Origin of the sequence: Caryophanon latum (assembly GCF_001700325.1) — a bacterium.
Classification (GTDB): domain Bacteria; phylum Bacillota; class Bacilli; order Bacillales_A; family Planococcaceae; genus Caryophanon; species Caryophanon latum.
On sequence record NZ_MATO01000017.1, the window covers coordinates 1 to 20,924 of the forward strand.

Here is a 20,924-nt window from a genome sequence, read left to right on the forward strand (position 1 = left end):
AGTTGGGGGTTTCCCCCTGTGAGAGTAGGACGTCGCTTCGCACAAAAATGAGATACGAATTTATTTCGTATCTCATTTTTGTTTTTTTGAGTTTATAGAATGATGATAAATAATAACGGCTGAACTCTTTTAATAAGAGGTTGGCTGTTATTTTATATACAGACCTATAATTAACTTTTATAATAGAGCGACCGGCGATAAGTAAAATGACAAATGAGAGGAAAAAATCAGAAAAGTGAAAAATGAGAATAATCTTTCTATTCAAAGTTTCTTGACAGTAGACGCTCACGTTGATAATCTTACAATAATATTCTTTAAATAGGAGGAATTTTTCGAAATGTGGGAAACAAAATTTGCTAAAGAGGGTTTAACATTTGATGATGTGTTATTAGTACCAGCACATTCTGAGGTATTACCAAAAGAAGTTGATTTATCAGTACAATTAACACGAAAAATTAAGTTAAACATTCCAATGATCAGCGCGGGTATGGATACAGTAACTGAGGCGAAAATGGCGATTGCAATGGCGCGTCAAGGTGGTTTAGGAATTGTCCATAAAAACATGAGCATTGAGCAGCAAGCAGAGGAAGTTGAAAAAGTTAAACGTTCTGAAAACGGTGTTATTACAAATCCATTCTTTTTAACGCCAGAACATCAAGTATTTGATGCAGAACATTTAATGGGTAAATATCGCATTTCGGGTGTTCCAATCGTAAATTCAATGGAGGAGCAAACATTAGTAGGGATTATTACAAACCGTGACTTACGCTTTATCGAAGACTATTCTTTAAAAATTGATGATGTAATGACGAAGGAAGATTTAATTACAGCTCCAGAAGGTACGACACTAGAGGAAGCTGAAAAATTACTTCAAAAGCATAAAATCGAAAAGTTACCAATCGTTGATGCGAATGGTAAGTTAACAGGTTTAATCACAATTAAAGATATCGAGAAAGTAATCGAGTTCCCAAATGCAGCAAAAGATGATCACGGTCGTCTTTTAGTTGGTGCGGCAGTTGGTGTATCAAAAGACACAATGCCTCGTATTGCAAAGCTTGTAGAAGCGCAAGTAGACATTATCGTAATCGATACAGCACACGGTCACTCACAAGGTGTATTAAATACAATTAAAGACATCCGTGCTGCATATCCGGAGTTATCAATTATTGCAGGTAACGTTGCAACTGCAGAAGGAGCACGTGCTTTATATGAAGCTGGTGCAGACGTAGTAAAAGTTGGCATCGGACCAGGTTCTATTTGTACAACTCGTGTTGTTGCAGGTGTTGGTGTACCTCAAATTACAGCAGTATACGATGCAGCAAGCGTTGCACGTGAATTAGGTAAAACAATTATCGCTGACGGTGGTATTAAGTACTCTGGCGATATCGTAAAAGCTTTAGCAGCTGGTGGACACGTTGTAATGTTAGGTTCGTTACTTGCAGGTACTTCTGAATCACCAGGAGACACTGAAATCTTCCAAGGTCGTCGCTTCAAAGTTTATCGCGGTATGGGATCATTAGGCGCAATGGAAAAAGGTTCTAAAGACCGTTACTTCCAAGAAGATGCGAAAAAATTAGTTCCAGAAGGTATTGAAGGTCGTCTTCCTTATAAAGGACCTTTAGCAGATACAATTCATCAATTAGTTGGTGGTGTGCGTGCTGGTATGGGTTACTGTGGTGCTGGTAACTTAGAATTTTTACGTGAAAACTCTCAGTTCATTCGCATGACAGGTGCAGGCTTACGTGAGTCTCACCCACATGATGTACAAATTACAAAAGAAGCACCAAACTACTCAATGTAATGCAAAGTCGAAACATTGCATATGTGCCGTTACTGGTACATATGCAATGTTTTTTCGTTCAACGAATACTTTCTAATACAGAGTATGATAAAATGTCTGAAGATGTATATTATAGTTGGAGGTTTAAGCGGTGACGATGAAAAGAGCTCTTATCATATTATTAATGCCGATGTTGTTGTTTAGTGCGATTATGCAGCCTACACAACATGTAAACGCAGCGACGAACTTAACACCAAACGTGGGTGCTGCGATTTTAATTGATGCCGAAACAGGTAAAATTTTATACGAGCAAAATGCCGATGAGATTGTTGGGATTGCGAGTATTACAAAATTATTAGCAGAGTATATTTTATTAGATGAAATAGCAGCAGGGAAATTGAAATGGGAAGATACGTATAACATGACTCCAAACACGTATTTACTATCTCAAAATCGCTTATTAAGTAACGTGCCACTTCGAGAAGATGGCACATATGAGCTTTGGGAATTATATGAAGCGATGGCGATTTATTCAGCGAACGCGGCGACTGTGGCGATTGCTGAACGAGTAGCAGGTAGCGAAAAAGCATTTTTAGAATTAATGAACAAAAAAATTGAATCGCTTGGTGTGAAAGATTATCAATTCGTTAACGTAACAGGTCTAAATAATGAATATTTAAATGGCAATCATCCTGCTGGTAATGAGAAGGATGAAAACATGATGTCAGCGAAGTCAGTAGCTATATTGACGTATCATTTATTAAAAAGTCATCCAGAAGTACTTGAAACGGCCAGTGTGTTAGAAAAGACATTCCGTGAAGGGACTTCAGATGCAATTTTAATGCGCAACTGGAACTTAATGCTTCCAGGTAGTATTTATGCATACGAAGGGGTAGACGGTTTAAAAACAGGTACGACAGACTTTGCAGGGCATTCTTTCGTTGGGACGGCTGAACGCAACGGACGTCGTGTCATTGCCGTTGTATTAAATGCAAAAGAAGAAGATGGCAGCGTAGAAGATCAAACACGCTTCGTACCGACGAAAAACTTATTTGACTTTGCGTTTAATCAAACAGCACAAAAGGAAATTTTAAAAGCTGGGGCGACGATCGAAGGTTCAGAGTTTATGCCAGTCGTTAATGGTAAGCAAGAGCAGGTGAAAATTGCAACAGCAGAGGGTATTTCGTTAGTTACGACGGAGGATGCGGTGTATGAGCCAGTTGTGACGTTAAATGCGGAACGTTTAGACGCTACGGTGAAAGAAGGTACAGTTGTTGGTCATGTCGTGATGCAGCGTGTAAATGGTGAGGAATATGGCTATCTTGAGGATAAGCCGTTAAAGGTTGATTTAGTAACGACTGAAAGCGTAGAGCGATTAGGCTGGGCTGCATTATTTTTGGCAGGTGTAGGTAGTTTCTATAGCGAAATTTGGGCAGGCTTTAAAGAATTCGCCACAAAACTATTTTAACGAAAAAAGGATTCGAAGTGCGTGCTTCGAATCCTTTTTTTATGCTCATTTTTTGGTGATGTGTAGTGCGTCCATAAGCGCCTGTACAGCTTTTTGTATTTGTGTCTCATGTAAGTCGCCAAATCCTAATAGAAGCGTTGGCGAGTCGCTTGTAGCTTTTGTGGACGTGTAGTCGCTTAACGTGAAAATTTGAATGGCTGCATCGAGTGCGCGTTGTTTTAGCTGCTGCTCTGTTTCATCGTGCTGTAGGCGAATTAATAAATGCATACCTGCACGTTCACCGAATACTTCAATTTTAGGAGCGTATTGTTGTAGCTCTTCAATGAGTAAATCGTGTTTTTTTCGGTAAATTGTACGCATGCGGTTCAAATGTTTTGCAAAATGGCCGTCGCGCATGAAATTCGCTAAAATGTGTTGATCGAAGCGTGGTACAGTTGAACTGTAATAGTTAAAAAGTCTGCGATATGTTTGTACGAGCTGTGGTGGTAAAACGACGTACGCTACACGCAGCGATGGCATGAGTGATTTCGTAAACGTACTCATGTAAATGACTTTATTATTTTGGTCTAATCCACATAGCGCTGCGATTGGTTTACCGATATAACGAAACTCACTATCGTAATCATCTTCAATAATATAGCGGTTATCATATTCGTTTGCCCATTTTAAAAGCTTCGCGCGGCGCTTCATTGATAAAACAGCGCCGGTTGGAAATTGATGCGACGGTGTGACGTACACGACGTTCGCATTTGTTTGTGCCAGCTCATCGACACGTAGCCCATCCTCGTCGATGCTGACAGGAATGACATCTTGTAAGTGAATGCGTGGGAGGGCAGAGTAACCGGGATTTTCTACTGCAAATTGTGCATCGTCGCCAAGTAAGCGCATAATGATTGGCAACAGCTGTTCTGTGCCAGAGCCAATGACGATTTGTGCTGCATCACACGTAATGCCACGCGATTGATATAAGTAATGGGCAATTTCGGTACGCAGCGCTAGTTCACCTTGTGGATCACCGAGCGATAATAGTTCCTTTGATGATTCATCGAAAATATCTTTTGCGTATTTGCGCCATGATGAAAACGGAAAATGCTCGCTGTCGATTTTACCTGGATGGAATGAGTAGCGCCATGCTGGTGGAGCTTCCGTTTGTAGTGGCGCGGTCGTTGGCTTGTCGATAAGTGGAATGCTTTCTAAATCTTCGACGAAAAAACCGACGCGTGGTTTTGTGCTAACGTAGCCTTCTGCGAGCAACTGCCCATATGCAAGCTCGACAGTTGTTTGGCTAATTGCTAAAAATTGTGCGAGTTTTCGTTTAGATGGAAGCTTAGCACCGATTGGGATATTTGCTTCGATAATCGCTTGTTTAATGGAGGCGTAAAGTTGTTCGTATAATGGTGTTGAGCTGTTTTTTTTCAACTCGAATAAAAGCATGTCCATCGAATCCCTCCTTCGTACTGAGTGTAGCATACGTGAAATGATTGAAAAAAGGGAAAACTTGCTTGTTAGTTCTTGCAAAACAGCATTGAATGTTGTACAGTATGGTTAAATTTTAATAATTCATTACGATGATAGGAAGTAGTAGCAAGCACGTTTTTTTTAGAGAGTCAGCGGTTGGTGGAAGCTGATAAAAGCACTTGTGAATCCGTCCTTGAGTAGCGGTATCGAAATAATAGTAGGTACATGCCGGTTGAAAAGCCGTTATTCAATAGAAGAGGTTTTGGCATTCGTGTCGAAACAATTAGGGTGGCAACGCGGGTAGCTCTCGTCCCTTTTTTGGGATGGGGGCTTTTTTGTATTTTTCTATTTTTATATAGTAAAATAAGTTAGTTGATATTATCGTAAAATATTTTTTGGGAGGATGAAAAATTATGTTAGATATTAAACGCGTACGAGATAATTATGAAGAAGTAAAACGAGTGTTATTAACACGTAATGAAGATTTAGGGAACTTCGACCAATTTGAGGAGCTAGATGCACGTCGTCGTGAGTTAATCGCGAAAACGGAAGTGTTAAAAGCAGAGCGTAACAAAGTATCTGAGCAAATTTCAGTAATGAAGCGCAACAAGGAAGATGCAACAGAAGTGATTACGCGCATGCGTCAAGTAGGCGACGAAATTAAAGCGTTAGATGCAGAATTAAACGACGTGGAAAATAAATTTAAATATATGATGATGCGTTTGCCGAACATTCCACATGAGTCTGTGCCAGTTGGAGACGATGAGGATGCGAACGTTGAAGAATATACATGGGGCGAGCTTCCTCAGTTTGACTTTGAAGTGCAAGCACATTGGGATTTAGTAGCAAACTTAAATATCGTAGACTTCGAGCGTGGGGCGAAAGTTGCCGGAAGCCGTTTCTTATTTTATAAAGGATTAGGTGCGCGTTTAGAACGTGCGTTAATTAACTTTATGATGGACTTACATTCAGATCATCATGGTTATACAGAAATGTTACCACCGCAAATTGTTAATCGCGAGTCGTTAACGGGTACAGGTCAATTACCGAAGTTTGAAGAAGATGTATTTAAACTAGTGCGTGATGAAGATGAAATGGATTTCTTCTTAATTCCAACGGCGGAAGTGCCAGTAACGAACTATTACCGTGATGAAATTTTATCAGTGGAGCAGCTGCCACAAGCGTTTACGGCATATTCTGCAAACTTCCGTTCAGAAGCGGGCTCTGCAGGTCGTGACACGCGCGGTTTAATTCGTCAGCACCAATTTAACAAAGTGGAGCTAGTGCGTTTTGTAAAGCCTGAGGAATCTTATGAGCAGCTAGAGCTACTGACAGGACATGCAGAAAAAGTGCTTCAATTACTTGAATTACCGTACCGTCGTCTAAAAATGTGTACAGCAGATTTAGGATTTACGGCTGCGAAAAAGTATGACTTAGAAGTGTGGATTCCGGCGCAAAATATGTATCGTGAAATTTCTTCTTGCTCAAACTTCGAGGATTTCCAAGCTCGTCGTGCCAACATTCGCTTCCGTCGTGAGCCAAATGGTAAGCCAGAATACGTGCATACATTAAACGGTTCAGGTTTAGCGATTGGTCGTACAGTAGCGGCTATTATTGAAAACTACCAGCAAGCAGACGGTAGTGTAAAAGTACCAAAAGCGTTAGTACCATACATGGGTGGCGTAGAAGTCATTACGGTAAAATAATTACAACGAAAAAAGGCGATCTCGCGTGCGAGGTGGTCTTTTTCGTCCAAACGAGGGATGACAATGCAAATTAGTATATTTCGACAAGTTCCAGACGAGTATGTGACGCAATTGCAGCGTGTACATGAGGCGGTATTAGGGGACGAATTGGCCGAAGACAGCTTGTATGACTTACCGAATATGTTAGTGCTGCTTGCGATTGAGAATGGGCGTGTCGTCGGCTTTAAAATTGGTTATGATATCGAAGACCACGTATTTTATAGCTGGGTCGGTGGCGTCGATCCGACATTTCGACGTAACGGCATTGCGATGCAGCTAATTGAGCGACAGCACGAGGAATTAAAGAAGCTTGGCTATATAGCAGTGCGTACGTATTCTCGAAATGAATTAAAGGAAATGCTCATCGTGAACTTGAAGGCGGGTTTTAACATTGTCGATACGTTTACGGATCATAAAGGGCGGCATAAAATTATGCTAGAGAAGTGCTTAAATGAGGAAGAAAACAGCTAGCGACATGCGAGGCTGCTGAAAAACTAAAAAAACGCGAAAATTCGTTGTACTTAACTTTGAATTTCGCGTTTTTGTATGGAATAAAAGTTGATTTATACTAGAAAATGTAGGGTGAATCGACTTTTTCAGTGGCCTCGCGACATGCTAGCTGTTTTTTTTTGCTTCTTGCTGCTCACGTAATTTGCGCGCGACCTTTTCTTCTTTTTTGCGGGCACGCAGCTCACGGAAAAATTCTGTTAAAATATTGCTGCATTCATCGACGAGCACACCTTCTACGACGTCACATTCGTGATTGAAGCGGGAGTCATTGAGCAGGCGATATAGCGAATCGACGCAGCCAGCTTTCATGTCGCGCGCGCCGTAAACGACTGTTCGGACGCGTGATTGTAAAATAGCACCGGCGCACATTGGGCACGGCTCTAGCGTAACGTACAGCGTCGTTTCTTCAAGTCGCCAGCTGCCGATTACGTCACACGCTTGCTCGATTGCCATAAGTTCCGCATGAGTTGTCGCGCTTTGTGTCGTCTCGCGCAAATTGTGGGCACGCGCAATAATTTCGCCTTTATAGACGATGATAGCACCAATTGGAACTTCGCCGAGCGCGTATGCTTTTTGTGCTTCTAGTAGTGCTTGTTGCATAAAAACTTGATGTTCGTTCATGATTTATCCCTCATATTTCTTTAAATTATTAAGCGTATTGATTCGCCATTCAATTGGCATTTCACGTATTGCGGCTCGCGGGTGCCTCTGCGGTTACTCGCCGCAAATAAATTTCCTTAGGCACTGCAGCGAACACGATGTTTGTTTTGACGGTGGTCGTTCGTATAGTAGCGTTTACTACCTTCCTTACTTCGTATCGCTCAACCTTTTCTGCTTACAGGTACTGAGGTATGGACTTTTCGCTGCACACTCCTTGCCATTACAATGTCTCATGTATTTCTATTTTGTCACTGAAAACAACTGTAGCTGTATAAAAATAGTTAACTAGCAGATGTTAAATTTCGTAATAGTAGTTACTGTTTTTCGTGTAGTGGCTATGTTAGAATAAAAGGCATTGACTAAATCAAGGTAAAGGAGGACTTCTTGTGACGGTTCCGTTTGTTACAGTAGAAGGTCCAATTGGTGTCGGGAAAACATCGCTATCAAGCATTGTTGCCGAGACGTTACAGTACCATTTGCTAAAAGAAATTGTAGACGAAAATCCGTTTTTAGGGAAATTTTATGACAACATTGAGGAATGGAGCTTTCAAACAGAAATGTTCTTCCTTTGTAATCGTTATAAGCAGCTAACGGACATTCATTCGATTTTAGATCAGCAGCGCCCAGTCGTTGCCGATTATCATATTTTTAAAAACTTAATTTTTGCTAAGCGCACATTAAAGCTATCTGAATATGTGAAATACGAAGCCATTTACAACATTTTAACCGCGGATATGCCGGTGCCGAATGTTGTTATTTATTTGCATGCAACTGTTGATACGTTAATGCAACGTATCGAAATGCGTGGACGTGAATTTGAACGACTTATTGCGCGTGATTATATGGAGCAGCTTGTGAATGATTATCATATTTTCATCGAGCAGTTTGAACGACAGCACCCAGAAATTCCGGTTATTCGTGTAAACGGAGATGACTATGATTTTGTGAAAAACCCGAACGATTTACAACAGGTGATGGCGATTGTCGCTGACACGTTAAACAAAAGGAGCATTACGAAATAATGAATTTACGAGACAAATATAACATACCAGCGAACGCGGTTATTACGATTGCAGGTACGGTTGGTGTCGGCAAGTCAACGATGACAAAGGCACTTGCTGAGGCGTTAAACTTCCGCACGTCGTATGAGAAAGTCGATGCGAACCCGTATTTAGACAAGTTTTATGATGATTTTGAAAAGTGGAGCTTCCATTTACAAGTGTACTTTTTAGCGGAGCGCTTCAAAGAGCAAAAGCGCATTTTTGAGTACGGCGGTGGTTTCATTCAAGACCGTTCGATTTATGAGGATACAGGAATTTTTGCGAAAATGCATTTTGATAAAGGCACGATGGACCCGACTGATTACGAGACGTATACGAACTTGTTTGAGGCGATGGTCATGACGCCGTACTTCCCGCACCCGAACTTGCTTGTGTATTTAGAAGGACCGGTTGAGGACGTTATCGGGCGCATTCAAGAGCGTGGGCGTGAAATGGAGCAGCAAACGCCGCACGATTATTGGTATGAAATGCACGGACGCTACGAAGACTGGATTAACAACTTCAACTCGTGCCCTGTGCTACGCTTAGATATTAACGATTATGATTTAATGAAAAATCCAGAGCAAATTGAGCAAATTGTCGAGCGCATTGCACATATGATTCAGCTGACGAGTCATTATCAGAAGTTTTAAGGATCGATGAGTAATTAAAAATGTTAGAGATTTTTCTCTAGCATTTTTTTGTTTGTGCGTATAATAAAAAAGAAAAGGGGTGTTTTGAATGCATGTAGCAATTTATTGTGGTTCACAAATGGGGAAAAATGAAGCGTATAAAGAAGCGGCAATTGAAATCGGAGGGACGCTTGCGAGTGCAGGGTATGCGATTGTGTACGGTGGTTCGAAAATCGGGCTAATGGGGTTAATGGCAGATGCAGCGCTTGCACAAGGTGGTCATGTAATCGGGGTGATGCCAGAGCATTTGCAAAAACGAGAGCTGGCACATGAGCAATTAACAGGATTATATGTTGTTGATTCGATGCATACGCGTAAAGCGCAAATGATTGAGCTGTCGGATGCATTAGTAGCGATGCCAGGTGGCTGTGGTACGCTTGATGAATATTTTGAAGCGTTTACGTGGGCGCAAATTGGGTTGCATAATAAGCCAGTCATTTTATACAATGTCGATGGCTTTTATGATGCGCTCATTGCTCATTTTGAAAAGATGATAGGCGAAGGGTTTATTCGTCAGGAGCAGCACGAGCTCTTCCATGTTGTGACGAATGCGCAGGAGCTAGTCGCACTGCTTGAACAATATGAGCGTGTCGTATAAATGAAAACAGGCAAAGTGAAGCGTAATAACTTCCTTTTGCCTGTTTTGTTATGTGAAATATAATAATAAAAAAATGGGTACAGCAAGAAGTAGCATTAAGCCTAGACTCCAGACGACTTGCTGCGTGGCATTCATGTTTTTTGGGCGAATCGTGTATTGATCGTATAGCTTTTGCAATGCTTTTTGTTCTTTACGATAAAGCATGCTTTGAAACTCCTCAAAATCTGGCAAAAAGTTTTGTGGTGGAATGGGAGAGAATCGTAATGCGCGTACGTCCTCAGTTACATCTTCACCGTCTAAAAAGTAATACAGTGTCGGGGCGATTCCACCTTGTGTTTCCGCTTTGACTGTATAGGTTCCACGTTTAATCGAATACGTTGCAACGTTTTGGTTGTCGACATGTTGAATGACTAGCTTGTTTTTGATCATGTGCATACCTCGTTTCCTTGTAACGATTTTCTTTTAAGTATAGCAAGTTGGTTAGTTGCACGAAAGCGATGTGTCGTTTGCGTGCGTGTGAAAAATGACGATGTGTTATTTTTGAAAGATGAAGCGGTCGTTTTGCTCGTTCACTCGACGATATGTGCGACGAAATACAGTAGGCAAAGGACGGAATGTTTTTTATCATTAAGTGTATACATAAGAAGGGGTGAGAGCATGTTAGAACGTTTAGCAAAATTACCGACAACCGCTTTATCTGATGCAACAGGAGGATATACGAACGTCGCAGCAACAATTAAACCGTTAGCATCACATTTTAAAGTAGCAGGTCGTGTGTTAACAGTACGCTTACCAGATGGGGAAAACGGTGCGGTGCTTGAGGCGATTAGTAAAGCAGAGCGCGGCGATGTGTTAGTCATTGATGCAAAAGGGAATACGAACCGTGCAGTAGCAGGCGACTTCGTAATGCAACTAGCACAAGGTGTTGGTGTACAAGGCTTCGTTGTGGATGGGGTAATAAGAGATAGTTTAGCAGCAATTGATATCGGCTTCCCGGTATTTTCAAAAGGCACGACGGTAGCAGCCGGTGTGAAAAACGGTACAGGTAAAGTAGGGGTGCCAGTAGCAGTTGGTGGCGTACCAGTGCAAACAGGCGATTATGTAGTCGGCGATGCAGATGGTGTGATCATCATTCCACAAGCGGACATTGAAGCGGTCATTGAAAAGGCAGAGAAAAAAGTAGTGAGCGATGAAGCGCGTGAGCAAGAAGCACTTCATGACGGTGAGACGTCGATTCGTGCGTATTTACAAAAAGTTGTAAAATAAACGTTTTTCATAGAAGCTGTCCGATAAGTAATTTTCGGGCAGCTTTTCTTTGTTTTTGAAAATAATATTTCAAGCGTGTTGATTAGCCATTCAACGGGCATGTCGCGTATTGCGGCTCGCGGTGCTCCTGCGGTTACTCGTCGCAAAAGTCCTGGGGCTCGGCGGCGAACACGATGTTTGTCATGAAGGTGATGCCACATGGACGTGGCGCTCATCACCTTCCTCAAGCCTCCGCACCGCTCCTATGTCGCGGCTTACGGGGTCTTGAGTCACGAGCTTTTCCCCAAGGAGTCTCGCCGCACGCTACATGCCACTACAATGCTGCATTCATGTCAGTTTTTCTGCTGAAAATAACCGATTCAGCTGTATAAAAGTGGCTAATCAACAGACCTGATTAAATATAATTTTAAGATAAACAAAAAGGGCCTCTTTTGTTAAATTCCACACGAAAAGATAAATCCGGCTTTGTCCGCCAATTCAAAGTGTATGAATGTGAAGAATGTACGGGCTGTCCGTTTCGTTCATCGTGTACCAAAGCCGCCGAGGGCACAAATCGAAAAAGGGAGATTGCCTAGAGCAATCCCCCTTTTTCGTCGAGACTAGAAATACTTATGTCCCAGCCTCTTTTATTATGCTTTTTGAGTTGTCGGTTGTGCTGATAAGTTTGATACGTATGCATCGTATTGTCCTTGATCAAAGCGTTTTTCCCACTTCGACATAACGAATACGGATAACGTGTTACCAACAACGTTTACAGCTGTACGAGCCATATCTAAAATACGGTCGATACCTGCGATGAACGCAAGACCTTCTAACGGAATACCTACAGAACCTAACGTTGCAAGTAATACAACGAATGATACGCCTGGTACACCCGCGATTCCTTTAGATGTAATCATTAATACTAAAATTAATGTAATTTGCTCCATTAACGATAACTCAATACCGTACATTTGTGCAATGAAGATTGCTGCAATTGCTTGGTAAAGCGTTGAACCATCAAGGTTGAATGAATAACCTGTTGGAATAACGAACGATACGATGTCACGTGGACAGCCCATCTTTTCTGTTTTTTCCATTAAACGAGGTAATACTGTTTCAGAGCTTGATGTTGAGAACGCTAAAATAAGCTCGTCTTTTACAACTTTAATTAATGTGAAAATATTGATTTTTACAAGCTTTGCTGTAATACCAAGTACAACGATTACGAAGAAAATCATCGCACCGTATACTAATAGGGCAAGCTTACCTAATGGGATGAGCGAGCTTAAACCGAATTTTGAAACCGTTACGGCGATTAAACCGAATACCCCGATTGGTGCGAATTTCATTACTAAGTTTGTTACCCAGAACATCGCATCTGCTACACCTTGTGCGACGGCGAGTACGGGCTTACCACGTTCTCCAATGGCTGCAACACCTAAACCGAAAATAACAGAGAAGAAAATAATAGCAAGCATATTACCTGAAGCCATTGCGCTCACAACGTTTGTTGGCACGATGCCGACGATAATATCGAATGGACCACCGTCTTCTTCTACTGCGTGTGCTGTATCAACATATGTCGAAATATCTGTTTGTTGTAATTCGTTCATGTTGATGCCAGCACCTGGTTGGAAAATGTTCGCTGCTAAAATACCGATGACGATTGCAATTGTTGTAATAACCTCGAAGTAAATTAACGTTTTACCACCAAGGCGTCCTAGCTGTTTCATGTCGCCAGTACCTGCTACCCCAACGATTAATGTTGATACGATAATCGGTACAACAATCATTTTAATTAAGTTTAAAAAGATTGTACCAAGCGGCTGAAGGTATGTGACAACGTTTTCATTTTGATAGAAAACAGCACCTACGATCACACCGAGTACGAGACCGATTACAATTTGCCAAGCGAGACTAATTTTAAATTTCTTTTTCACTCGTCGTTCCTCCAAACATTTCTTTTTTGTAATGTAATATAAATTGTAAGGAGGAACGACAAAATCCTACGAAAAGTAATGAAATATTGATTTAATTTATTTTCGAATGCGCATCAACGAACAAAACTTGCACGAATTTTTTCGTATTGACCTTCACTTTTTGTTCTTTGCCCTCACGTATTTGTGTCATGAGCAAGCGAATTTCACTGAAATCGAAGTAACGCGGTGCATAGTATTCGAATTCGGTGCTCGTATAGTCTACAAGACCTAAGTTCGCCAAGTTGACCATCGCAGCTAAAATGGTGCGTCGAATGCGCTGCTCAATCGCCTTACACTCCTTTGAAATGTCGGATTGTGATGGATTACCTTCCTTTTTGCGAATGGCGACTTGCTCATATAAGTCGCGCAGTGGTGGAAGCGGTGACATTTTATCGTGCGTACCGTCCAATATATCCATCATATTTAAAATGTCTTTACTGCCGACGTCTCCGATAATGCTTAAATCGTTCAAAATGGACTGCACTTGATCGCGCAATGTGACGCGATGCACAGGTTTGTAGTGCTGTGCATCAATGCTCGTTAACGATTGGCGAATAACACGCAGCGACGATCTTAAATAAAACTGCTCGTTCATACGGCGCAGCACCGATTCGACTTCGACTTTATTAATTGGCTTATGAATGAAAAAGTCGATTCCTTGCTCGTATGCTTCACCGACCATTTGCTTATTGACTACTTGCGAAATCATAACGAACTGTCCTTCGTAATGCGTTTTTTTCAGCTGCTCGACTGTTGAAATGCCATCAAGCTGTGGCATGAGTAAATCAATGAGTACAATATCTGGCTGAATGAGCGCAATTTGTGCAATCGCATCGTGTCCGTTATCCGCTTCTCCAATGACTGTGCCTAAGTTTGTATGCTCAATAATGTGCTGAAGCATTTTTCGTGTTGCTCGGTCGTCATCGACAATGAAATAGCGCATAATTATCCTTCTTTCTTTATATAAATCGTTTTTACTTTGACGACGAATTGCGTGTGACCTGGCGTTGATTGTACATCGATTGTGCCTTCTAAACGTTCGAGTATTTGCTGGACGTGTGACAAGCCGATGCCGGTTGCAGCGACACCTTCTGCATTAAACTTTGTCGTGTAGCCAGGCTCAAAAATAATGCCAATCGTTTCGGCTGACATACCAGAGCCGTCGTCGGTTACGGTGAAGTACGTATATTCGTGCTCGCTATGCACATGTAATATAATCGTTCCCTGTTGTGCAATCGCTTCAATCGCATTGGACATTAAATTATTAATAATCGCAAGAAGCGGCGTAATTCTTAGCATCGTAAAATTTTCATCGCTTGTTGCTTGAATCGTAATCGTTTTATTAAGTAGCGCGGCATACTGACTATTGGCCGTCGTTACTAAATGCAATACGTCGTTCAACGTATATTCTTGATGTTCTTTGTGTAACAGCAACTTCGAAATGCCTGCGAAAATGCGCTCCGTATCTTTTTTGACTTCATGAATTTGCTGGGCAAGAAGCAATGCTTGCATGCTATGTGCCCGTAAATTTGCTTGCTGTAGCTCGCGGTATAACTGATAGCTGTTTGACGTAATTTGCTCAATTTCATTCATCGCTTTTTGAATGTAGAGCGATTCGACATATAAATTCGAATCCATTTTGAGCATGCTTTCAATTTGCTTTTGCTGCGTATTAATGACGGTCGTACTATAAATGCCCATTGTTGTGAATGAACGGACGAATGCGACGACAAGCATAATTAGAAATTGCTGTGAATCAATAAGTGACACTTGAAGTAGTATCATGCTCAAAACGTGTTCGATGACATTGCTAAATAAATCAATGCACGTTGCGAATATGCTTAACCGAAGCGGACGATGTTGCAACTGCTCTACGTGTATGAAATGTAGCATAACGCCGTAGCCAATGTAATATACGCTGCTCGGTATGTGATTCAACAATGCTTCATATAACGTTGTGTCCACTGTTAATAAAGAGAGAAAGATGCGTGACGACAACACGAATGCAGCTGTTAAAAGTGATGTTTGAATATATGCACGTCGCTGCACTAATAACAGCAATAAAAAGACGACAGGTCCTAATCCGAAGCGTAAGTGACCGTCTTGAAAAGGCATCACATATACTTGGCTTAAAATAGCTGTCGTTACCGCGATGAAAAGCATCCATAAAAATGTGTCCGGTGTCGTAGATGTTACTTTAACGGATGGCATATACAACCTCCTTGTTTAGCTTCGTGCTAAAATAAAAAAATCCACCCCGTTAGTTCGGTAGTGGATGAAAATTCGAAATGGAGGAGGTAGAGGGATTCGAACCCCCGCGCGGTGTTACCCGCCTGTCGGTTTTCAAGACCGATCCCTTCAGCCAGACTTGGGTATACCTCCAAAATATGACGTTAAATGCTTTCAACAAAAAATAATTTATCATGGAATTTTATCGACGTCAATCATTTTTGTACAAATATTCAGCGCATATAGTTGTTGGAAATTAAACGATTCCTGCTAAAGTTAGTAGCCCAATAAGTAGTGCGATAGCGAAAATAGCAGAAAGTATGAAGCGACCTACTGCGGATAGCAATTTACCGACGATGATGAGTAAAACTAAAAAACCGAGTATCATGATGAAATCCATTTTAACATCTCCTTTTAAGTTTGTTGATGCACTATTTTTATACAGTGAATTTAGCAATCAAGCTGAAGTAAATGCTGTATATGAGTAGCAGGAAGCGTGCGGCGAGACTTCTAGAGGAACGGCTCGTGTTTCATGGTCAACATCGTGTTTGCCGCCGAGCCCAAGGAGATTTGTCTGCGACGAGTAACCGCAGGAGCAAAATCTTTTCTGCCTCGAGTAACCGCAGGGGCACCCGCGAGCCGCCATACGCGAAATGCCGATTGATTAGTTAATCAACCCGCTTGATAAAATAGTTTTTAGACAGAACCTAAATATTATGTAAAGTATGAAGTGAAATTTCTACAGCGACAACATACTTCAATTAGGAAGCGGACATTCGCTTTTTATGATAGCAAATAGATCGACTGTTTTCCTACTATATAGACAGTGAATGTATTTTAGAGTTTTGTTAGTCGGCTCTCTACATCGAGGCAGGCTTTCCGCAGACGTGGCGTGAGACTTTTGTGTCACGCTCACGCTTTTCCCGATGGAGTCCGCCTCTTATTTCGAGCCTCGTTCGCATTCTAAATTTTAATCACCTTGTATATAAAAATAACTGGTCTATTGATTAGCCACTTTTATACAGCTGAATGGGTTGTTTTCAGCAGCAAAACTGAAATGAATGCAGCATGGAGCGTGCGGCGAGACTGCTTGGGGAAAAGCTCGTGCCGAAACACCCCACAGACGTGAGGTACGAACGTCGAGGAGGCTTGAGGAAGGCGATGCCACATCCATGTGGCATCGCCTTCATGACAAACGTCGTGTTCGCCTCCGAGCCCCAGGAAAGCGAGCCGCCATACGCGAAATGCTAGTTTAATATTTAATCAACCCGCTTGTAAAAATAATTTAAAAGAAAAGTAGCGCCTTTAGTTGCAAAAAGGTGTTGGCATTAGTATACTTATAAATGCCGTGCTAGGTGGGGAGGTAGCGGTGCCCTGTAACTTGCAATCCGCTCTAGCAAGACTGAATTCCTACTTGAGGCTGTCCGTATTGTTTGGTCTGCCTTTTGCACGTAGTGTTGACGACCGGGTCCTGCGCAATGGGACATTACGAACCATGTCAGGTCCGGAAGGAAGCAGCATTAAGTAATCCATCCCATGTGCCGTGGGGTTGCCTGGTTCGAGCTGGCGACAGGAGTAACGCTTATGTGCGGCTGTCAAAAGTAGGTGCACGGTATTAATCGTGAATTTACAGCGTCCATCTTCTAAGATGGGCGCTTTTTTTATTGGCAAAGGAGTTACTACGTATGGGACGAATTGAAATGTTTTTGCACGTATTGATGTGGAGTTTGCTTTCAATGACGGTGCTACACCAGTTTACCGCAAATGAGCCTCCGTTATTTTTGTATGTTAATGCAATCGACGTTGCCATCTTTTTTACAGTGTCGATTGTCGCGTTACCGTTTTACCGACTGATGAAGCGCACGATGTTTGGTGGTGCGACGCCGTTATCGCGCCGAGGTATCGCGATCTTTTTAGGCGTTGAAGTTGAGCGCGTGCAGCAATGGCATTTGCCAAAAGTAATAAACGGCGGTGATGATACGCAAGATAAATTGATCGTCATGTGGTCGTATAGCTTTTTGTTGTACTTTGCGACGATGACTGATGTGCTGCGTGAATTACTGATATGGCAATACGGCGAAATAGAGCAGCAAAAATTTTTAATTGGCTTACTAGCAGTTGGTGTTGTGAGCTTTTTATTGTCTTGGCTATTTCGTCTTCCTAGAAGAAAGGAATAACTTCATATATAATAAACATAGTGATTTTAAATAAGAGGGGAGAAAAAATCGTTGACATATCAAGCATTTTATCGTGTTTATCGACCGCAGTCATTCCGTGATATGTCGGGTCAAGCACATGTGAAACGAACATTGCAAAATGCTCTCCTAGCGAATAAAACGACACATGCGTATTTATTTTCAGGACCTCGTGGAACAGGAAAAACGAGTGCAGCGAAAATTTTCGCAAAAGCATTAAACTGTGAGCAAGCACCAGCGAGCGAGCCATGTAATACGTGTGCGACATGCTTAAGCATTACAGAAGGGTCGCATACAGACGTCATCGAGTTTGACGCCGCATCGAATTCACGTGTTGAAGAAATTCGTGACATTATTGAAAAGGTGCGTTTTGCCCCGGCGAGTGCGCGATTCAAAGTGTACATTATTGACGAAGTGCACATGTTATCAACGAGTGCCTTTAACGCATTATTAAAGACGTTGGAAGAACCACCTGCACATGCGGTATTTATTTTAGCGACGACTGAGCCGCATAAGCTACCAGCGACGATTATTTCACGCTGTCAACGCTTTGATTTTAAGCGCTTATCGTCACAGGACATTTTGGAGCGCATGCAAGTTGTACTGGAAGATATTCAATTGCCGTATGATGAAACAGCGCTAAAAGTTATTGCACAAGCAGCAGCTGGTGGTATGCGTGATGCACTTAGTCTGCTTGATCAAGTTGTGTCATTTAGCGGAGACAAACTACAGTTAGATGACGCATTGCTCGTAACTGGCTCTATTAGTCAGGACGTCTTTTATGACATGACAAAGGCGCTGCGTGAGCAAAACATTGCGTATGTGATGGAGCAGCTCGATGCACTCGTTGTAGATGGTAAAGATCCACTGCGATTATCAGAGGACTTCATTACATTTTTCCGCGACTTGCTTTTAATGCAGTCGGGTGAGGCGCTGTACGATTTAATGGAGCTTATTACGCCGCAGCCAAAATTTGAGGAGCTTGCGAAGTCATTTGCACAAGATACGCTTTATCATTATATTGATGTGTTGGCGAAAACACAGCAGGAAATGCGCTTCTCACACCATACGAAAGTGTATTTAGAGACAGCTTTACTGAAAATGTCACATACACCGCAAGCGACGGTACAAATGCAGGCAACATCTATTGATCCGCAGTTAAACGATAAAGTCATTCGCCTTGAGCAGCAAGTTATGCAGTTAATGCAGCAGCTGGAGCGCGGTGGCAATGCGAAACTAGTACAGCAAGCACAGCCGCGTCAAAAAGCAGGAGGCAACACGTACAAAGCACCGGTTGGACGCATTACTGAAGTGTTGAAGGATGCGACGAAGGAAAATATTCAGCAAATTAAAAATTGCTGGGCACAAGTGATGCAGCAGCTTCAAAAATCACAGGCGGCACTTTTAGCAGATGCAGAACCAGTAGCGGCATCAACAAGTGCTTTTGTGGTAAAATTCAAGTATGATATACATTGTCAAATGGTCGCAGATAACTACTCGTTCGTTGCTACAATGACGCAGCAAATTGCAGCATTGACTGGCTTGAACGTCGAAATGCTTTGTATTCCAAATGACCAATGGCTAACGGTTCGTGAAGCATTCATTCGTGACCACGGCTTAAATAAAAAGCTAGAGCAGCCTCAGCAAGACGAGCCGAAACAGCCGTACATTGAGGACGATACGAAAATTGCATCGCAGGAACCCCATATTTTGGAGGCTGAAAGTTTATTTGGACGAGATTTCGTTGAAGTAGTAGACGACTAATTTAAATTTAAGGAGGAATTTTATATGCGTGGAATGGGTAATATGCAAGGTATGATGAAAAAAATGCAAAAAATGCAAAAAGAAATGATGGATGCGCAAAACGCGTTAAACGAGCAGGAGTTTGAAGGTGTTGCTGGCGGCGGTATGGTAACAGTGAAAATGAACGGTGAGCGCAAAGTGTTAGACATCATTTTAGATGAGTCGGTTGTTGACCCAGAAGATATTGAAATGTTACAAGATTTAATCGTCATCGCAACAAATGATGCATTAAAAAAAGTAGAAGATACAACAGCAGCAACAATGGGCAAATTCACACAAGGTATGAACTTACCATTTTAATAAACACACTGTATAGTCGAGGTTTTTGCCTCGGCTATACGACTGTGTATATAGAAAAGGAGGATGCACGATGCATTATCCAGAACCAATATCAAAGCTCATTGATAGTTTCATGAAGCTGCCAGGCATCGGACCGAAAACAGCGGCGCGTCTAGCATTCCATGTATTAACGATGAAGGAAGATGCCGTATTAACATTTTCAAAGGCATTAGTCGATGCGAAGCGTAATTTAGGATACTGTTCAAAGTGTGGGCATATTACCGATATCGATCCGTGTCACATTTGTTCAGATAAATCGCGTGACGGCTCGATGATTTGTGTCGTACAAGATACGAAAGACGTCATCGCACTTGAAAAAATGCGCGATTATAACGGTCTTTATCACGTATTACACGGGGCAATTTCACCGATGGACGGCATTGGCCCAGAAGATATTAACGTCTCATCACTTTTAGTACGCTTACAGGACGAAACCGTGCAGGAGCTTATTTTAGCAACGAACCCAACGATTGAGGGAGAAGCAACAGCGATGTACATTTCACGACTTGTAAAGCCATCAGGTATTCGTACGACGCGTATTGCACACGGTTTACCAGTCGGTGGCGATTTAGAATATGCGGATGAAGTAACGTTATCAAGAGCGTTAGAAGGTAGACGCGAACTATAAAGGGGGAAGAGCGAATGTTTTTCCGTAAACCGAAGCTAAAAAAACTAAAAAAAGAATATGATGACGAGCTCGTAAAACTCATTAAATCAACAAAGGAAGATTTCGAGCAGTCAAAGGTGCTAGCGGAGTTACTCGATGATTTCGATGACGACTTACTTGCACGCGTGAAAATTGCCGAAAGCGTTCATTTTTATTTATTTAAAGAAGCTCGTTATCGAAAAGTGTTATTAAAGTAGTAGGATTTCCATGATCCTGCTGCTTTTTTCATTTTTAAAAAACAATGAGAAGCAGTTTTTATTATTTACATTTATATAGAAGAAACAGTAGTTTTTTTGAAATAACATAAAAAAATTAAAAAAGGTGTTGACGTTTTGGTGCAATGAATGTAATATAAAGAAGCTGTCGCGAACGAGTAACTTCGCTTCATCGCTTTAAAAAATAAATTAAAAAAGTTATTGACACTAACTAAAAAGTTATGTTAGTATAAAGAAGTCGCTAAGGTGACTTACGACATGAACCTTGAAAACTGAACAACAAACGTTGATGAAACAT

Annotated in this window: 20 protein-coding genes, 1 tRNA gene, 1 other RNA gene, 1 pseudogene and 1 other annotated feature; of the genes and pseudogenes, 15 read left to right on the plus strand and 8 right to left on the minus strand. The window is 41.7% G+C overall.

Features of this window, described 5'->3' with window-relative positions; translation table 11 throughout:
• Positions 1-337 precede the first annotated feature (337 nt).
• Together guaB and A6K76_RS04925 are read left to right on the plus strand one after the other, a co-directional pair.
• Positions 338-1,801 carry an IMP dehydrogenase gene (gene guaB, locus A6K76_RS04920; protein ID WP_066462700.1) on the plus strand — a complete coding sequence of 488 codons (1,464 nt, stop codon included), beginning with the start codon at positions 338-340 and terminating at the stop codon, positions 1,799-1,801.
• Between the two features lie 136 nt (positions 1,802-1,937).
• Entirely contained in the window at positions 1,938-3,248 is a 1,311-nt protein-coding gene (locus A6K76_RS04925) for a D-alanyl-D-alanine carboxypeptidase family protein (protein ID WP_066462735.1), read from the plus strand.
• A 45-nt stretch (positions 3,249-3,293) separates the two neighbouring features.
• On the opposite strand, the gene pdxR is transcribed toward A6K76_RS04925, so the two are convergent.
• Positions 3,294-4,688 (minus strand): MocR-like pyridoxine biosynthesis transcription factor PdxR, encoded by a 1,395-nt coding sequence (pdxR, locus tag A6K76_RS04930; RefSeq protein ID WP_211271738.1) that lies wholly within the window; start codon positions 4,686-4,688, stop codon positions 3,294-3,296.
• Between the two features lie 119 nt (positions 4,689-4,807).
• Positions 4,808-5,024: a binding site (T-box leader), on the plus strand.
• 95 nt (positions 5,025-5,119) lie between these two features.
• On the opposite strand from pdxR, the gene serS reads away from it, so the two are divergent.
• Positions 5,120-6,412: a serine--tRNA ligase gene (serS, locus tag A6K76_RS04935; protein ID WP_066462701.1), complete on the plus strand. Its 1,293-nt coding sequence runs from the start codon at positions 5,120-5,122 to the stop codon at positions 6,410-6,412.
• A 63-nt stretch (positions 6,413-6,475) separates the two neighbouring features.
• Complete coding sequence (locus A6K76_RS04940; protein WP_066462702.1) at positions 6,476-6,922, plus strand: GNAT family N-acetyltransferase; 447 nt, start codon at positions 6,476-6,478, stop codon at positions 6,920-6,922.
• Positions 6,923-7,066: 144 nt separating this feature from the next.
• Here A6K76_RS04940 and tadA read toward each other — a convergent pair whose 3' ends face one another.
• On the minus strand, positions 7,067-7,582 hold the full coding sequence (tadA, locus tag A6K76_RS04945; protein WP_066462703.1) for a tRNA adenosine(34) deaminase TadA: 516 nt from the start codon (positions 7,580-7,582) through the stop codon (positions 7,067-7,069).
• A gap of 425 nt (positions 7,583-8,007) precedes the next feature.
• Here tadA and A6K76_RS04950 point away from each other — a divergent pair, with 425 nt between their 5' ends.
• The 3 genes from A6K76_RS04950 (at position 8,008) to A6K76_RS04960 (ending at position 9,951) form a co-directional block, all read left to right on the plus strand.
• Positions 8,008-8,643 carry a deoxynucleoside kinase gene (locus A6K76_RS04950; RefSeq protein WP_066462708.1) on the plus strand — a complete coding sequence of 212 codons (636 nt, stop codon included), beginning with the start codon at positions 8,008-8,010 and terminating at the stop codon, positions 8,641-8,643.
• Positions 8,643-9,314, plus strand: coding sequence for a deoxynucleoside kinase (locus A6K76_RS04955; protein ID WP_066462709.1), 672 nt, complete (start codon positions 8,643-8,645; stop codon positions 9,312-9,314). The genes A6K76_RS04950 and A6K76_RS04955 overlap by 1 nt, the downstream gene beginning before the upstream one ends.
• Before the next feature lie 88 nt (positions 9,315-9,402).
• A complete protein-coding gene (locus tag A6K76_RS04960) occupies positions 9,403-9,951 on the plus strand; it encodes an LOG family protein (protein WP_211271739.1) in 549 nt (182 codons plus the stop codon).
• Between the two features lie 48 nt (positions 9,952-9,999).
• Here A6K76_RS04960 and A6K76_RS04965 read toward each other — a convergent pair whose 3' ends face one another.
• Entirely contained in the window at positions 10,000-10,380 is a 381-nt protein-coding gene (locus A6K76_RS04965) for a hypothetical protein (RefSeq protein WP_066462710.1), read from the minus strand.
• A gap of 228 nt (positions 10,381-10,608) precedes the next feature.
• On the opposite strand from A6K76_RS04965, the gene A6K76_RS04970 reads away from it, so the two are divergent.
• Positions 10,609-11,217 (plus strand): RraA family protein, encoded by a 609-nt coding sequence (locus tag A6K76_RS04970; protein ID WP_066462711.1) that lies wholly within the window; start codon positions 10,609-10,611, stop codon positions 11,215-11,217.
• Between the two features lie 440 nt (positions 11,218-11,657).
• A pseudogene (locus A6K76_RS16475) lies at positions 11,658-11,777 on the plus strand (transposase); the annotation flags it as partial.
• 69 nt (positions 11,778-11,846) lie between these two features.
• Here the strand turns inward: A6K76_RS16475 and A6K76_RS04975 are convergent.
• The 5 genes from A6K76_RS04975 to A6K76_RS16745 all read right to left on the minus strand — a co-directional run bounded on the left by A6K76_RS04975 (position 11,847) and on the right by A6K76_RS16745 (position 15,807).
• Entirely contained in the window at positions 11,847-13,139 is a 1,293-nt protein-coding gene (locus A6K76_RS04975) for a cation:dicarboxylate symporter family transporter (protein WP_066462712.1), read from the minus strand.
• A 91-nt stretch (positions 13,140-13,230) separates the two neighbouring features.
• Positions 13,231-14,121, minus strand: a complete 891-nt coding sequence (locus A6K76_RS04980) for a DNA-binding domain-containing protein (RefSeq protein ID WP_066462714.1) — start codon at positions 14,119-14,121, stop codon at positions 13,231-13,233.
• A 2-nt stretch (positions 14,122-14,123) separates the two neighbouring features.
• Positions 14,124-15,389, minus strand: a complete 1,266-nt coding sequence (locus A6K76_RS04985) for an ATP-binding protein (protein ID WP_066462716.1) — start codon at positions 15,387-15,389, stop codon at positions 14,124-14,126.
• Positions 15,390-15,467: 78 nt separating this feature from the next.
• Positions 15,468-15,560 (minus strand) — tRNA-Ser (locus A6K76_RS04990).
• A gap of 103 nt (positions 15,561-15,663) precedes the next feature.
• Positions 15,664-15,807 (minus strand): hypothetical protein, encoded by a 144-nt coding sequence (locus A6K76_RS16745; RefSeq protein WP_169817984.1) that lies wholly within the window; start codon positions 15,805-15,807, stop codon positions 15,664-15,666.
• 946 nt (positions 15,808-16,753) lie between these two features.
• Between A6K76_RS16745 and ffs the strand changes: the two genes are divergently transcribed.
• The 6 genes from ffs (at position 16,754) to A6K76_RS05020 (ending at position 20,608) form a co-directional block, all read left to right on the plus strand.
• Positions 16,754-17,020, plus strand: an RNA gene (ffs, locus tag A6K76_RS04995) — signal recognition particle sRNA large type.
• A gap of 72 nt (positions 17,021-17,092) precedes the next feature.
• On the plus strand, positions 17,093-17,584 hold the full coding sequence (locus A6K76_RS05000; RefSeq protein ID WP_066462717.1) for a hypothetical protein: 492 nt from the start codon (positions 17,093-17,095) through the stop codon (positions 17,582-17,584).
• Positions 17,585-17,635: 51 nt separating this feature from the next.
• Positions 17,636-19,366 (plus strand): DNA polymerase III subunit gamma/tau, encoded by a 1,731-nt coding sequence (gene dnaX, locus A6K76_RS05005; protein WP_066462721.1) that lies wholly within the window; start codon positions 17,636-17,638, stop codon positions 19,364-19,366.
• A 24-nt stretch (positions 19,367-19,390) separates the two neighbouring features.
• Entirely contained in the window at positions 19,391-19,705 is a 315-nt protein-coding gene (locus A6K76_RS05010; protein ID WP_066462726.1) for a YbaB/EbfC family nucleoid-associated protein, read from the plus strand.
• A gap of 70 nt (positions 19,706-19,775) precedes the next feature.
• On the plus strand, positions 19,776-20,372 hold the full coding sequence (gene recR, locus A6K76_RS05015; RefSeq protein WP_066462732.1) for a recombination mediator RecR: 597 nt from the start codon (positions 19,776-19,778) through the stop codon (positions 20,370-20,372).
• A 14-nt stretch (positions 20,373-20,386) separates the two neighbouring features.
• Positions 20,387-20,608, plus strand: a complete 222-nt coding sequence (locus A6K76_RS05020; protein WP_066462734.1) for a DUF2508 family protein — start codon at positions 20,387-20,389, stop codon at positions 20,606-20,608.
• The last annotated feature ends 316 nt before the right edge of the window (positions 20,609-20,924 follow it).